The 14,343-nt window shown below is 74.0% G+C and carries 13 protein-coding genes; 10 read left to right on the top strand and 3 right to left on the bottom strand.

Annotated elements, in window-relative coordinates:
• The first annotated feature begins 74 nt into the window (after nucleotides 1-74).
• Nucleotides 75-1,817, top strand: a complete 1,743-nt coding sequence (locus E4198_RS02065) for a pyruvate dehydrogenase (RefSeq protein WP_136181607.1) — start codon at nucleotides 75-77, stop codon at nucleotides 1,815-1,817.
• Between the two features lie 70 nt (nucleotides 1,818-1,887).
• Here the strand turns inward: E4198_RS02065 and E4198_RS02060 are convergent, their stop codons facing one another.
• Together E4198_RS02060 and E4198_RS02055 are read right to left on the bottom strand one after the other, a co-directional pair.
• On the bottom strand, nucleotides 1,888-2,781 hold the full coding sequence (locus tag E4198_RS02060; protein ID WP_136181606.1) for a DNA-formamidopyrimidine glycosylase family protein: 894 nt from the start codon (nucleotides 2,779-2,781) through the stop codon (nucleotides 1,888-1,890).
• Nucleotides 2,782-2,808: 27 nt separating this feature from the next.
• Nucleotides 2,809-3,234 carry an OsmC family protein gene (locus tag E4198_RS02055; protein ID WP_136181605.1) on the bottom strand — a complete coding sequence of 142 codons (426 nt, stop codon included), beginning with the start codon at nucleotides 3,232-3,234 and terminating at the stop codon, nucleotides 2,809-2,811.
• Nucleotides 3,235-3,484: 250 nt separating this feature from the next.
• Between E4198_RS02055 and E4198_RS02050 the strand changes: the two genes are divergently transcribed.
• The 5 genes from E4198_RS02050 to E4198_RS02030 all read left to right on the top strand — a co-directional run bounded on the left by E4198_RS02050 (nucleotide 3,485) and on the right by E4198_RS02030 (nucleotide 7,809).
• Nucleotides 3,485-4,255 carry a GNAT family N-acyltransferase gene (locus E4198_RS02050; protein ID WP_136181604.1) on the top strand — a complete coding sequence of 257 codons (771 nt, stop codon included), beginning with the start codon at nucleotides 3,485-3,487 and terminating at the stop codon, nucleotides 4,253-4,255.
• Nucleotides 4,256-4,335: 80 nt separating this feature from the next.
• Nucleotides 4,336-5,316: a lysophospholipid acyltransferase family protein gene (locus tag E4198_RS02045; RefSeq protein ID WP_247597514.1), complete on the top strand. Its 981-nt coding sequence runs from the start codon at nucleotides 4,336-4,338 to the stop codon at nucleotides 5,314-5,316.
• A gap of 140 nt (nucleotides 5,317-5,456) precedes the next feature.
• The gene (locus E4198_RS02040) at nucleotides 5,457-5,711 is read left to right on the top strand and encodes a hypothetical protein (RefSeq protein WP_136185135.1); all 255 of its coding nucleotides are present in this window, start codon (nucleotides 5,457-5,459) and stop codon (nucleotides 5,709-5,711) included.
• 79 nt (nucleotides 5,712-5,790) lie between these two features.
• Nucleotides 5,791-6,915: an oxidoreductase gene (locus E4198_RS02035; protein WP_136181603.1), complete on the top strand. Its 1,125-nt coding sequence runs from the start codon at nucleotides 5,791-5,793 to the stop codon at nucleotides 6,913-6,915.
• 102 nt (nucleotides 6,916-7,017) lie between these two features.
• Nucleotides 7,018-7,809, top strand: coding sequence for an arylamine N-acetyltransferase (locus tag E4198_RS02030; protein ID WP_136181602.1), 792 nt, complete (start codon nucleotides 7,018-7,020; stop codon nucleotides 7,807-7,809).
• Here E4198_RS02030 and E4198_RS02025 read toward each other — a convergent pair.
• On the bottom strand, nucleotides 7,790-9,877 hold the full coding sequence (locus E4198_RS02025; RefSeq protein WP_136181601.1) for a hypothetical protein: 2,088 nt from the start codon (nucleotides 9,875-9,877) through the stop codon (nucleotides 7,790-7,792). The genes E4198_RS02030 and E4198_RS02025 overlap by 20 nt on opposite strands.
• Before the next feature lie 255 nt (nucleotides 9,878-10,132).
• On the opposite strand from E4198_RS02025, the gene E4198_RS02020 reads away from it, so the two are divergent.
• Genes E4198_RS02020 through E4198_RS02005 form a run of 4 tightly spaced genes read left to right on the top strand, consistent with a single transcriptional unit; the run spans nucleotide 10,133 to nucleotide 14,327 of the window.
• Entirely contained in the window at nucleotides 10,133-11,245 is a 1,113-nt protein-coding gene (locus E4198_RS02020) for a LacI family DNA-binding transcriptional regulator (RefSeq protein WP_136181600.1), read from the top strand.
• Nucleotides 11,242-12,531, top strand: a complete 1,290-nt coding sequence (locus E4198_RS02015; protein ID WP_136181599.1) for an extracellular solute-binding protein — start codon at nucleotides 11,242-11,244, stop codon at nucleotides 12,529-12,531. The genes E4198_RS02020 and E4198_RS02015 overlap by 4 nt, the downstream gene beginning before the upstream one ends.
• A gap of 23 nt (nucleotides 12,532-12,554) precedes the next feature.
• Nucleotides 12,555-13,445, top strand: coding sequence for a sugar ABC transporter permease (locus E4198_RS02010; RefSeq protein ID WP_247597513.1), 891 nt, complete (start codon nucleotides 12,555-12,557; stop codon nucleotides 13,443-13,445).
• Nucleotides 13,446-13,451: 6 nt separating this feature from the next.
• The gene (locus E4198_RS02005) at nucleotides 13,452-14,327 is read left to right on the top strand and encodes a carbohydrate ABC transporter permease (RefSeq protein WP_210732765.1); all 876 of its coding nucleotides are present in this window, start codon (nucleotides 13,452-13,454) and stop codon (nucleotides 14,325-14,327) included.
• The last annotated feature ends 16 nt before the right edge of the window (nucleotides 14,328-14,343 follow it).

Here is a 14,343-nt window from a genome sequence, read left to right as displayed (position 1 = left end):
GTCCCGGCACAGCGCGCGTCTCCCGGCAGCCGCCCCTACGCTCGAGCCCGGGACCGCCCAGCGAAGGGGATGCCATGGCCGCCGCCACCGTTGCCGACCAGCTCATCCAGGTGCTGATCCAGTCGGGTGCCCGCAGGGTCTACGGAATCGTCGGCGACAGCCTCAACCCGCTCGTCGACGCCATCCGCCGCTCGGACGGTGCACTGGAATGGGTGCACGTGCGCAACGAGGAGGCCGGGGCCTTCGCCGCAGCCGCTGAGGCGCAGGTGACCGGCCGGCTGGCGGTGTGCGCCGGTTCCTGCGGCCCGGGCAACACCCACCTCGTCCAGGGCCTGTACGACGCCCGCCGCAGTGCCGCCCCCGTGCTCGCCGTCGCCTCCCACATCCCGGCCGTGCAGATCGGCACCGGCTTCTTCCAGGAGACCCACCCCGAGCAGCTCTTCGGCGAGGCCGCCGACTGGTGCGAGCTGCTCTCCCAGCCGGAGCAGATGCCCCGCCTGGCGCGCATCGCCGCCCAGCACGCGCTGGGCGGCTCCACGGTGTCGGTGCTGGTGCTGCCCGGAGACGTCGCGGCGAAGCCCGCCCCGCTGCCCACCGGGCAGAGCGCGCCCACCCCGGCGTGCGGCACCGTCGTCCCGGCGCCGCACGCCGTGGAGGAGCTGGCCGAGGTGCTCAACGCGTCGCGGAAGGTCGCCCTCTTCTGCGGAGCCGGGGTTCGTGGCGCCCACGGGCAGGTGATGCGGCTGGCGGAGACGCTCCACGCGCCCGTGGGGCACACACTGCGCGGCAAGGAGTGGGTGCAGTACGACAATCCGTACGACGTCGGCATGATCGGTCTGCTCGGCTACGGCGCCTGCCACGACGCCGTGCACGAGGCCGACCTGCTCGTGATGCTGGGCACGGACTTCCCCTACGACGCGTTCCTGCCGCAGGCGAACACCGTGCAGATCGACCACGACGCGCGGCGCCTGGGCCGCCGGACCCCGCTGCGGCTGGCCGTGCACGGGGACGTCGCCGCCACCCTGGAGGCCGTGCTGCCCCTGCTGCGTCCGTCCGCCGACGGGCGGTTCCTGGGGTCGATGCTGCGCCGCCACGAACGGGCCCTGACCACGGCGGTCGACGCGTACACGCGCAACGTCGACCACCACGTGCCGATCCACCCCGAGTATGCCGCCAGTGTCCTGGACCGCCTCGCGGCCGACGACGCGGTGTTCACCGTCGACACCGGCATGAACAACGTGTGGGCGGCCCGGTACCTCACGCCCAACGGCCGTCGGCGCGTTCTCGGTTCGTTCTCGCACGGCAGCATGGCCAACGCCCTCCCGCACGCCGTCGGCGCGGCGTGCGCCGACCCCGCACGGCAGGTGGTCGCCCTCTGCGGGGACGGCGGACTGGCCATGCTGCTCGGCGAGCTGCTGACGGTGCGGCAGTACGACCTGCCGGTGAAGATCGTGGTCTTCAACAACGCGTCGCTCGGCATGGTCCGGCTGGAGATGATGGTCGACGGTTTTCCCGCCTACGGCACCGACAGCCCCGCCGTCGACCACGGCGCCCTGGCGGAGACCGCCGGAATCCCCGCCTGGCGCGTCGAGCAGCCCACCGGCGTGGCCGACGCGCTCCGCGAGGCCTTCGCCACGCCGGGCCCCGCCCTGGTCGAGCTGGTCACCGATCCCAACGCGCTGTCCGTGCCGTCACACGTCAGCCTGCAGCAGGTGCGCGGCTTCGCCCTGGCCGCCGGGCGGACCGTGCTGGAGGGCGGCGTCGGCGACATGCTGAACCTCGCCCGCGCCAACCTGCGCAACATCCCCCGGCCGTAGCGGGCGGAGAGGCTGCGAGGGCGCAGAAGCTGCGAGGGCCCGGCCGAGGTGTCGCGGCGGAGCCGCAGGCTCACTTCAGCAGCCGGGACATGCGCCGGTCCGCCAGCGGCCGGCCTCCCGTCTGGCAGGTGGAGCAGTACTGGAGTGAGGAGTCGCTGAACGCCACTTCCCGCACCGTGTCGCCGCACACCGGGCAGGGCAGCCCAGTACGGCCGTGTACCCGCATGCCGGTCTTCTTCTCCGCCTTCAGGTCGCCGGCCGCCAGTCCCCGGGACCGCTCCACCGCGTCCCGCAGCGTGCCGACGACGGCGTCGTAGAGCCGGTCCGTCTCCTCCTCGGTGAGATCGGCGGCGAGGCGGAACGGCGACATCCGCGCCACGTGCAGGATCTCGTCCGAGTACGCGTTCCCGATGCCGGCGATCGTGCTCTGATCCCGCAACAGCCCCTTGGCCTGACGCCGTTCACCGCACAGCAGTGCGCCGAACGCCTCCCGGGTGAAGCCGTCGCCGAGCGGATCGGGTCCCAGCCGGGCGACGCCCGGTACCTCCTGCGGATCCCGCACCAGGTGGACCGCGAGACCCTTCCGGGTGCCGGCCTCGGTCAGGTCGAACCCGTCGCCCCCGGCGCCCGTCGCCGGATCGTCGGCCAGCGCCAGGCGCAGCGCCAGCGGCCCCCGCCCGGGGCGGGGCGGTGCGGCCGGCAGTCCGTCCTGCCACCGCAGCCACCCCGCCCTTGCCAGGTGCACCACCAGATGGAGCGCGCCGCCGTCCCCCGACCAGGCCAGGTCGAGGAACTTGCCGTGCCGCCCGGCCCCGGAGAAGGTACGGCCGTGCAGCGCCGCCGGCGGCGGGTCGTACGTCTTCAGTACGCTCACCGCCACCGGCAGCACGCGGTCGACCGTGCGGCCCGCGAGCCGTTCGACCAGAAAACCGCGCAGCGCCTCGACCTCGGGCAGCTCCGGCACGGGGAACCTCCGGTGGTGCGCCGGCCGTCAGGCCAGCTTGGCCGACAGGGTGATCTCGGTCCCCGTCAGCGCCTGGCTGACCGGGCAGTTCTTCTTGGCGTCCTCGGCCGCCGATACGAAGGCGCTCTCGTCGATGCCCGGCACCTCGCCCTCGACGGTCAGGTGGACGCCGGTGATGCCGGTGCCCGGCTGCAGGGTCACCTCGGCCTGCGTGGTGAGGCGGGTGGGCGGCGTGCCCGCCTTGCCCAGACCGGCGGACAGCGCCATCGAGAAGCAGCTCGAGTGGGCGGCCGCGATCAGCTCCTCCGGGCTGGTCCTCCCGTTCGGCTCCTCCGCACGTGACGGCCAGGAGACCGGCTGCGAACCGATGCCGGACGAGTCGAAGGTGACGGTTCCCTCGCCGTCCTGCAGAGCGCCGTTCCATACGGTGTGCGCGGTGCGCGTGGTGGCCACGATCAGTCCTTCCGTCTCATCCGTCCGTCTACGGGGCGCGGCAGGCGCCGCGACGTCCCGTGCCCCCGATCCTCTGCCCCGACGGGCACGAAGTCGAGCGCGGCGCGCGGCCGGAGCGTTCCCGCGCCGCCCTCGCGTCTTCCCCCTCCGGTCACCGGGGAAGCGGCCGGCGGGGGAGTTCAGGGGGCCCACACCCCGGGTCCCCTGTCCTGTCACGTCGAATCCAGACCGGTCCGGCATCAACGGGGGCATGACCACCACCGTTCAGCCCCAGCCCTCCGCCGCACCCACCCGCTACACCGTCTCCCTGGCCCGGGACGAGGCGCAGGTACGCGCCGCGCAGCGCCTGCGCCACGACGTCTTCGCCGGTGAGCTGGGGGCCCGGCTGACCGGCCCGGAACCGGGCCTCGACATCGACCCGTTCGACGCCTACTGCGACCATCTGCTGGTGAACGACACCCTCACCGGGGAAGCCGTCGGCACCTACCGGCTGCTGCCGCCCGAACGCGCCCGGATCGCGGGACGCCTCTACGCCGAGACCGAGTTCGACCTCTCCGCGCACGCGGGCCTGCGGCCGGACCTGGTCGAAGTGGGCCGCTCCTGCGTGCACCCCGGCCACCGCGACGGCGGTGTGATCTCCCTGATGTGGGCCGGCATCGCCCGCTACCTCACCGACCGCGGACTCGACTGGCTGGCCGGCTGCTGCTCGCTGCCGCTCGCCGACGGCGGCGCGGAGGCCGCCGCCGTCTGGCGCACCGTCGCCGCACGCCACCTCGCTCCCGAGACGTACCGCGTGCGCCCACACCTGCCGTGGCTGCCGCCGCGGAACCACGACACGGCCTCCGTCGCGGCGCACCGGCTGCCGCCGCTGCTCCGGGGCTACCTGCGACTCGGCGCCCAGGTGTGCGGCCCGCCCGCGCACGACTCCGCGTTCGGCGTGGCCGACCTGTACGTGCTGCTCGACGTGCGCCGCATCAACCCCCGCTACCTGCGGCGCTTCCTCTCCCTGGTCCCCGCGTGACCGGCGCGGGCGTGACCGGCGCGGGCGGGTACGGCTGCCGGGGGAGTGGCACCCGCGCCGGGCCGCACCCTTGGCTGCCCGTGCCGGCGTGCACCACCGCCCGCTGCCTGCCCGCCGCCGCGCCCGTCGTCGGCACGGCCCGGCGCCTGGCCCGGTGGGGCGCGCTGGCCGCCGTCCTCGCCGCCGGTCTCGTCTGCGCCCCCGCGGTCCGCGGGCGGCCCGTGGCACCGGCCGTCGCCCGCCTCTGGGCCCGGACCCTGCTGCGCGCCCTCGGCGTCCACCTGCGGCCGTCCGCCGTCCCGCCCCCAGCCGGGCCGGTGCTGGTGGTCGCGAACCACATCTCATGGCTGGACGTCGTGCTGCTCGCGGCCGTACGGCCCGGGCGGATGCTGGCCAAGGCGGAGATCGCGGGCTACCCGGTGCTCGGCCGGCTGGCCGCCTGGGGCGGCACGGTGTTCGTTGACCGGGCACGTCTGCGGGCGCTGCCCGGCACGATCGCCGCACTGGCGCGGCTCCTGCGCGCGGGGTCCACCGTGGTGGCCTTTCCCGAGGGCGGCACGTGGTGCGGCCGCGGCCGGGGAGGCCGGTACCGGAACGCCGTCTTTCAGGCGGCCCTGGACGCCGGGGTCCCGGTGCAGCCCGTCGCCGTCCGCTACCTCGGGCGCCCGCCCGGCGGCGGGAGTCGTTCGCCGCGGGGCGGCGGGCGCCCGGACGACGCCGCGGCCGTCGCCGCGTTCGTCGGCGACGACACCCTGCTCGCCTCCCTCCGCCGGGTGATCGCCGCGCGGGGACTGGCCGCCGAGGTCGCGGTGCTGCCGGCGATACCGGCCGGCGCGCACCACTCCCGTGCCGCACTCGCCGGGGCGGCCGGGCGGGCGATCATCCGTGCGGGTAACCTCCCCTTCCCGGGCCACCGCAGGGGGCCGGGGGAAGGGGAAGGTGAGGTTCGGCGATGGCCGCGCACGGGGACGACCAGGTGGACGGCTCGGAGGAGCGCCGGGGTGAGGACCGTACTGGCGGGGAGCCCGCGGGTGCCGGCGCCGCGCCGCCCGTCTCGCTGACCACGAAGAGCCCGCCGGCGCCCCCCGGCACCGCATCCCAGGACGGGCCGGGCGACGCGTCCGACGGGGACCGCGAGCTCGACGGGGGCGTTGCGGAAGGCGACGAGGACGAGGCCGAAGCCCCGGAACCGCGCACGGGAATGACGCCGCGTCAGGCGCGCAGGGTGCGCGCGGTGGTGTCGGGTGTGGTGATGTGCGTCGTCGCCGTGGCGCTGGTGCTGCGCCTCGGCAGCGCCCCGTCCCTGCTGACCGTCGGCGGCTACGGCGTCGCCCTCATACTCTCCGGCACCGCGATCGTGCTCAGCCGCCGCGGCCGCACCCGCGTCGCCACGGCCGTTCTGGCGTCCGGATTCGTCACCATCATCCTCGCCGAGCGGGCCCTGGCCGGCGCCTGAGGTGAGGTCCCTCCCCGCCCGGGAACCGTCCGGACGGGACGCTGGCGCGGTGCCACCGCGTGGGCTAGGTTCCGTGCCCATGACAGGCATGGGCAAGCTGAGGCGTACGGTGTCGGCCGCGGTGTGCGGGGCGGTGACGGTCGCGCTGCTCGGCACGGGCGCGGCCACCGCGGGCGAGCGGGGCGCACGCGAGGCGCGCGGCGACGTCGCGAGGCTGTTGGGCGGCGCGGATTCGGGCTCCGTCTGGTCGTTGAAGGACACCGGTACCGATTCCCGCTTCCGCGGCCTGGACGCGGTCGACCGCCGTACCGCCTGGGTGGCGGGCAGCGGCGGCACGGTGCTGCGCACCACGGACGGCGGCCGCGGCTGGCAGGACGTCTCTCCGCCCGGGCAGGAACTGGAGTTCCGCGACGTGGAGGCCTTCGGCGCGCGCAGCGCCGTGGTGCTGGCGATCGGGGCGGGAGAGGACTCCCGGGTCTTCCGCACCGACGACGGCGGCGCCACATGGACGGAGACCTTCCGCAACGACACGCCAACGGCGTTCTACAACTGCATGACCTTCTTCGACCGGCGACACGGACTGGCCGTGAGTGATCCCGTCGACGGCCGTTTCCGCATCCTGTCCACCCACGACGGCGGCCGGAGCTGGGAGGTGCTCCCCGACGACGGCATGCCGCCAGCGCAGACCGACGAGTACAACTTCGCCGCCAGCGGCCAGTGCCTGGTCGGTCACGGCACCCGCGACGTGTGGATGGCCGGCGGAGGCGCGGAGAAGGCCCGGATCTACCACTCCGCCGACCGCGGCCGCACCTGGACCGTCTCCGACGCCGCGATCCCGGCCGGCGAACCGGCCCGGGGCGTCTTCGCCCTCGCCTTCCGCGACCGGCGGCACGGCATCGCGGTGGGCGGCGACTACGAGCCGGGCGAGCAGTCGCCGAACGCCTCCGCCGTCAGCGTCGACGGCGGCGCCACCTGGCGGGTCAGCGACCGTCCGGTGCCCGAGTACCGTTCCGGCGCCGCGTGGCTGCCGTACTCCCGTCACCTCGCGCTGGCCGTCGGTCCCACCGGCACCGACCTCACCCTGACCGGCGGCCGCACCTGGCACACCGTCGACGACGGCTCGTTCGACACGGTCGACTGCACCGCCGACCTCGCCTGCTGGGCGTCCGGCGAGGACGGCCGCGTCGCCCGGCTGGGCTGGTAGCACGCTCACCGCGGCGCGCTCCCGCCGGACGCCGGAACGCCGGGACTGCCCCGGGTCCGGGTCCGGCGTCCGGCGTCCGCGTTGAGCGGGGATACTGGATGGATGGACAATGCGGCGGTGGCGGCGTACCTGCAGCGGATCGGAGCCGAGCGCCCGGAGGGCGCGACGGCGGAAGCACTGCGGGACCTGCACCGCCGTCACCTGACCTCCGTCCCCTTCGAGAACCTGTCGATCCACCTGGGTGAGGACATCGTCCTCGCCGACGAGGCGCTGGTGGACAAGATCGTCGGTGGTCGGCGGGGCGGCTTCTGCTACGAGCTCAACGGGGCCTTCGCCGCGCTGCTGGACGCCCTCGGCTACCGGGTGACCCGGCTCGCCGCGCGGGTGTTCTCCGACGGGCGCCCCGGCATCCCGTACGACCACCTGGCGCTGCGCGTCGAGGCCGCCGACGGATCGGCGTGGCTGGCCGACGTCGGGTTCGGCAAGCACAGCCACCACCCGCTCGACCTGGCCGGGACCGGTGACCAGCACGACCCCGGCGGGACGTTCCGGCTGGTCCCGGCCGCCGAAGGCGACCTGGACGTGCTCCAGGACGGCAGCCCGCAGTACCGGCTGGAGCAACGGGCCCGCGAGCTCCGGGACTTCGAGGTCGGCTGCTGGTACAACCGGACCTCGCCGCGGTCGCACTTCACCCGCTCCCTGGTCTGCTCCCGGCTCACAGAGGAGGGCGGACGGGCCACCCTCAGCGGCCGGAACCTGGTCCTCAGCGCGCCCGACGGCCGCCGGGAGGAACGCGAACTCGCGGACCAGGACGAGGTGCTGGCCGCCTACCGCGACCACTTCGGCCTCGCCCTGGACCGCGAACCCGTGCTGCTCAGCGCGTCACGACCGTGAAACCGCCGGGAGCCACGGTCACCCTCACGTCCGTACCGGGCCGGGTGTGCGACCGGTCCACGAGACGGCCGGACGCGTCGTGGACGCGCACGGTCGCCGGGCCGTCGCCGGGCACGGCGAGGGTCACCGTGCGGCGGTCGGCGGCGAAGCTGCGCAGCAGGGCGCGGCCGTGCCGGCCGTTCTCGCTCGCCGTCACCACGTGCTCGACCAGCGGTTGCAGCACGACCGCGTCGATCCGTGCCTGCGCGCCGCCCATGCTGCGCGCTGTGACCGTCAACTCCGCCTCGCCGTCGGCCAGTACGCGGGGCAGGGTGACCATCTCCAGGGCTCCCGGTGCGGCGGTGACGCCCTGCGCTCCGGCGCCGTCGTGCCGCACCGTGCCCAGCGTCCGCCCGTCGCCGTCGCGCCAGCGCGTGTTGACACCCGTGCGGTTCTCCGACCGGTGAGCGACGGGGAGCACGAGCCGGTCCTGCCCGCCGGCTTCGCCCGCGCCGACGCGCAGTCGCCCGCCGTCGGCCAGGGCCACGTAGGCGCCGCCGCTCCACTGGCTCTCGCCGGTCCAGGCGGACTCGGGCGTCACGACCCGGGCGCCGTCGCCGGGACGGGCGTCCTCGGCCTCGACCGTCCGTCCCGTCTCCCGCGCCGTCACCCGGGCGATCCGGGCGCCGTCGCGCACGCCCGGGGCGTCGTCCAGGGCGAGCATCGTCAGCAGTCCGTGGATGGTCGACTCGGCACCGGAGTTGCGGTTCACCGTGCCGTCGGCGTTCACCCCGTCGTAGGTGCGGCCGGTCGCCGGGTCGTACATCCGGGCGCCGGCCGGGTTGGCCCCGAAGTACCAGGACGCCGCCGCGGCCGCGACGTCGCGCAGGCCGGGGCGTCCGGTTTCCTCGGCGACGGCCAGCAACGTCTGCACCCGTGAGTCGGCGCCGTAGGCGATCTGCGAACGGTCGCCCGGGGTGGGGAGCCACCCGTTGTCCGGCCCGCCGGCGACCAGCAGGTGCGGGGTGAAGGAGGCGGCGTCCCGGACGGCGGGCCGCAGCAGCGTGCGGTCGTCCAGCACGTCGGCGGCGCGGGCCAGCCCGGCGGGGGCGAGGCCGCCCCAGCCGTGCCACATCGTGCGGGACTTCGCCCACGGCAGGACCGCGCCGAACGGCCACGTGCGGGTGCCGCCGGCGGACTGCTCGGCGACCCCGCGGGCGAACCGCAGCAGCGCGCGCCGTACCGCGCGGACCTCCCCGCCCTCGCCGCCACTTCCGTCCTCCGCGGCCTTGACGTACGCCGACAGGCCCAGCAGTGCCTCGCCCGTGGCGTCCGCGCCGTCCGCAATGAGCCAGGCCGGCACCCGCCGTCCGTCGGCCCGCAGGTACGTGCCGTAGTGCGGGGCGAGCACCTGGCGGTCCAGCGCGTCCACGGCCAGCAGCAGCCGTTCACGCAGGAAGCGGGCGAAGTCCGGGTCGGAGTCCTTCAGCGCCGCGTAGCCCTCGCCGAGCGCCCACACCGTGCGGGCCAGCCAGTACGAGGGTGCCGAGTCGGAGGGGTCGGGCTCCTCCTTCGGCTCGGCGCTGCGGTTGAGGGTGCCGTCCGGCTGCATCCAGAGCACCACGTTCCCGGCGTCCGGGCCGGTGGTGGTCTGGAGGTAGGCCAGGCCGCGCAGCAGGTCGCGGGCGGCGCGGCGGCTGTGCTCGTCGCCGTGGGCCCGGTAGTGCCGCAGGTGGACGACGGCCGCGCGGGAGACGTCGTCCGCGTTGAAGGCGCCCTGCGACCAGGTGCCGGCCTTCTCGTCGTGCGTACCGCCGCCGATCCTGCGGTACGGGCCGTCCGGATGGTCCGGGTCCGGTTCCGCGTAGGTCCACAGCACGCCGATCGGCTCCTCGGCGGGCCCGTACGTGGAGTGACCGTCCTGGACGGGCGGAGTGACCGAGTCCCGCAGGAAGTCCAGGTGCGCCAGGTTGGTGAGACGGTCGTGCTTCCCGGCCGCCGAGCCGGCCGGGCGCGGTTCGGGAATGGCCGCCGGGGCGACCGCGACGCCGGTCACCAGGCCCAGCGCCACCAGCAGCGACACCGTCACGCCGCGCCCTCGCGCGGCTCTTGCTGAACGTACCCTCATGCCCGGCCTCCGCAGTCCTCGGGGCAGATCGTGTCGGGGTAGGTCCTATCTTCAAACCGGTTTGAAAACAAGGCGCGGAACGTCTTGACAGGGAATCGTTCAAACCGGTTTGGTAATCCACGAGCACCACGCAGCGTGACCGCCGCCCGAGGCCCGCCACGGCCCTCCGGCGCTGCGCAGACCGCCCACACCGACCTCGGCCGCCCTGGAGAGCCCGTGCGCAGAAGCCCGACGATCGCCGACGTAGCCCGCGCCGCGGGCGTCTCCAAGGGCACGGTGTCCTTCGCGCTCAACGACCGGCCCGGCGTCGCCCCGGCCACCAAGGCCCGCATCCTCGCCGCCGCCGAGGAGCTGGGCTTCCGCCCCAGCCACCGGGCCCGGGCGCTTTCCCATTCCCGCGCCTTCGCGCTCGGCCTGGTGATGGCCCGCCCGCCCGAACTGCTCGGCGCCGACCCGTTCTTCCCCGCCTTCATCGCCGGCGTCGAGACCGAACTGGCCGAGGCTGGGCACGCCCTGCTGCTGCGCGTGGTCACCGGCGGGTGGGAGGAGGAGGCCGAGGGCTACCGGCGGCTTGCCGCCGACGGCCGCGTCGACGGCGTGTTCCTCACCGACCTGCGCGTCGGGACCGACCCGCGGCTGAAGCTCCTGACCGATCTGCGGCTTCCCGCTGTCACGCTGCAGCTCCCCGACGCCGACTCGCCGTTCCCGGCCGTCACGCTGGACGAGCGCAGCGGCGTCGGGGCTGTCGTCGAGCACCTCGCCGGGCTCGGCCACCGGCGGATCGCGCACGTCGCCGGACCGCAGGAGTTCGTGCACGGCAGCGGCCGTCGCACCGCCTTCCGGGAGGCGATGACGGGCCTCGGCCTGCCGCCCGGCGCGGAGGTCGTCGGCGACTTCACCGCGGCCGGCGGCGCCACCGCCACCCGCGGGCTCCTCGCATCCCCCGAGGCACCCACCGCCATCGTCTACGCCAACGACCTGATGGCCATCGCCGGCATCACGGTCGCCCACGAGCGGGGCCTGCGCATCCCCGACGACCTCTCCGTCACCGGCTTCGACGACACCGAACTCGCCGGCCACGTCCATCCGCCGCTGACGACCGTGCGGGTGGACGCGCTCGGCATGGGCCGGGCCGCCGCCCGCCTGCTCCTGCGCCACGTGGAGCAGCCGGACGGCGGCACCACGGAACACGTCGCGCTGCCGCCCGCCGAGCTCGTCCCGCGGCGCTCCACGGCACCGCCGCCGCGCACCCCCGGCCCGCCCGCCTCCCCGCGCCCGCTCTCCCCACCCCCCGCGCCCACCGCACCCGAACCAGGGAGTCCCGCATGAAACGCGCCCGCGCCCTTCCCCTCGCCGCCGCACTGCTGGTCCTGCCACTGGCGGCCTGCGGCACCGGTTCCGGACAGAGCAGCGACGAGGCCGCGAAGTCCCGGGGGCCGATCAAGATCTGGTACGCCAACAACCCGGAGGAGATCGCCTGGGCCGAGCAGATGGTGACGGCGTGGAACGCCGACCATCCGGACCAGAAGGTCACCGCCCAGGAGATCCCCGCCGGCAAGTCCTCCGAGGAGGTCATCGGCGCCGCCATCACCGCCGGCAACGCGCCCTGCCTGGTCTTCAACACCGCCCCGGCCGCCGTGCCGAAGTTCCACAAGCAGGGCGGGCTGGTGCCGCTGAACGACTTCCCCGGCGCCGCCGAGCACATCGAGAAGCGTTCCGGGGCGCTCGCCGGCCAGTACACCTCCGAGGACGGCAGCTACCACCAGCTGCCGTGGAAGTCCAACCCGGTGATGATCTCCTACAACAAGAAGGTCTTCGAGAAGGCCGGGCTGGACCCCTCAAACCCGCGCCTCGCCACCTACGACGACTTCCACGCCGCCTCGAAGAAGCTGGTGGAGGACGGTGGCGTCAAGGCCGCCATCTGGCCCGCTCCCAGTTCCGAGTTCTTCCAGCCCTGGTTCGACTTCTACCCGCTGTTCGCCGCGGAGAGCGGCGGCAGGCAGCTCCTGGAGGACGGCGAGGCCGCCTTCGACGGCCCCGAGGGGCGGCGCGTCGCCGACTTCTGGCACACCATGTACGCCGAGGGGTACTCGCAGAAGGAGAAGTACAACGGCGACGCCTTCGCCGATGGCGAGGCCGCGATGACCATCGCCGGCCCGTGGGCGCTCAAGGTGTACGACGGCAAGGTCGACTTCGGCACGGTGCCCGTCCCCACCTCGAAGGGCGTTCCGGCCGAGCAGACCCGCACCTTCAGCGACGCCAAGTCCGTCGGCATGTACACCTCCTGCCAGAACCGGGCCACCGCCTGGGACGTGCTGAAATTCGCCACCGGTGAGCAGCAGGACGGCAAGCTGCTGGAGCTGACCGGGCAGATGCCCGTGCGCGAGGACCTCACCACCGCGTACGCGGACTTCTTCGAGAAGAAGCCGCAGTACACCCCGTATGCCGAGGCCGCGTCCCGCACCGTCGAGGTGCCCGGCGTGCCCAACTCGATCACGATCTGGCAGACCTTCCGCGACGCCTACTCGCGCTCGGTGATCTTCGGCAAGGAGGACCCGTCCGACGCGCTGCGGAAGGCTGCGGACGAGGCCGAGAAGCTGGCGGCCCGGCAGTGACGCGCGGCGGAGCCCGGCCCGGGGTGGCGCGGCGGTCCACGGGGGGCGCCCTGGGCCGCAACCTCCTCGGGCTGGGGTTCGTCGGCCCCTACCTCGCCTTCGTGGCCGTGGTGTTCGCCTATCCCTTCGGCTTCGCGGTGTGGATGTCCTTCCACGACTACTTCTTCGCCGCGCCCACCGCGGTCGTCGAACACCCCTTCGTGGGTCTGGACAACTACGCGACGGTGCTGACGGACCCCGGCGTCCGGCAGGCGTTCGGCAACGTGATCGTCTTCCTGCTCATCAACGTCCCGCTGACGGCCGGTCTCTCCCTCGTGCTGGCCGCAGCCCTGAACGCCAAGCTGCCGCTGCGCGGCTTCTTCCGCGCCGCCTACTACGTCCCCTACATCACGGCCTCGGTCGCGGTGGTGGGCGTGTGGCTCTGGCTGTTCAGCACCGGCGGGCTGGTCAACAAGGTGCTCGGCCCGCTCGCCCCCGAGCCGTCCTGGCTGGTCAACAGCACCCTGGCCATGCCGCTGATCGCCGTGTTCGTCGCCTGGAAGCAGCTCGGGTTCTTCATCATGCTCTACCTCGCCGCGCTGCAGAACGTCCCGAAGGAGCTGTACGAGTCCGCGGGCATCGACGGCGCCTCGCGGCTGCGCACGTTCTGGGCGGTGACCGTCCCCGGCGTACGGCCCGCCACCACGCTGGTCGTCATCGTCGCGACCATCACCGGCGCCAACCTGTTCACCGAGCCCTACCTGCTCACCGGGGGCGGCGGCCCGGACGGCGCCTCCGCCTCGCCGGTGCTGCTGATGTACCAGCGCGGCATCGAGCAGGGGGAGCCGGACGTGGCGGCCGCGATCGGCGTGCTGCTCGTGCTCTTCGTGCTGCTGGTGTCGCTGGTCAACCGCAAGCTGCTGGAGAGGGGCTGACACGGCATGCACGCCACCACCACCGCCGCCACCACCGGGCCCGTCCAGCGTCGCGGCAGGAGCCGGACCGTACGCCTGCTGCTGCTGACCGCCGGCGCAGTCGTCTTCCTCTTCCCCTTCGCCTATATGGTGATCGGCTCGCTGCAGCCCGAGCCCAGCTCCGACCCGTCGGCGATCCTGCCCGACCCGTCGGCCCTGACCTTCGCCAACTACGCGGCCATCAACGAACGGGTGCCGCTGCTGCGGGCGCTGGCCAACTCCGGCGTCTTCACCGGGGGAGTGCTGCTGTGCACCGTCGTGTTCGGTCTGATGGCGGGATACGCCCTGGCCCAACTGCACTTCCGTGGGCGCGGGGCGGTCTTCGGCACGGTACTGCTGGTGCAGCTCGTGCCGTTCCACCTGCTGATGATCCCGCTGTACGTCCTGATCGTGCGCGGCTACGGCCTTGCCGACACCCACCTCGGGGTGATCCTGCCGTTCGCGATCAACTCCACCGCGGTGTTCGTCTTCCGGCAGTTCTTTCTCCAGCTCCCGCGCGAGCTGTTCGAGGCCGCCCGGATCGACGGTGCGAGCGAGCTGAAGATCATGCTGCGGATCGCCGTCCCGCTCTGCAGGCCCGCGCTGCTGACGACCGTGCTGCTCACCTTCATCGGTCCGTGGAACGAGTTCCTGTGGCCGTTCCTGGTCACCAAGGACCCGGACATGCAGCCGCTCGCGGTCGCCCTCGCCAACTACATCTCCAACGTCGCCGGGCGGGCAGCCAACCCGTACGGCGCGATCCTCGCCGGGGCGTGCGTCCTCGCCGGCCCGGCTGTGGCGCTGTTCCTCGCGTTCCAGCGCCGCTTCCTGTCCACCGACATCGGCTCAGGCGTGAAGGGTTGACCTCTTGAGCACCGAC

The sequence above is a fragment of the Streptomyces sp. RKND-216 genome (assembly GCF_004795255.1).
Lineage (GTDB): Bacteria > Actinomycetota > Actinomycetes > Streptomycetales > Streptomycetaceae > Streptomyces > Streptomyces hazeniae.
This window is presented reverse-complemented; position numbering and strand designations above follow the sequence as displayed.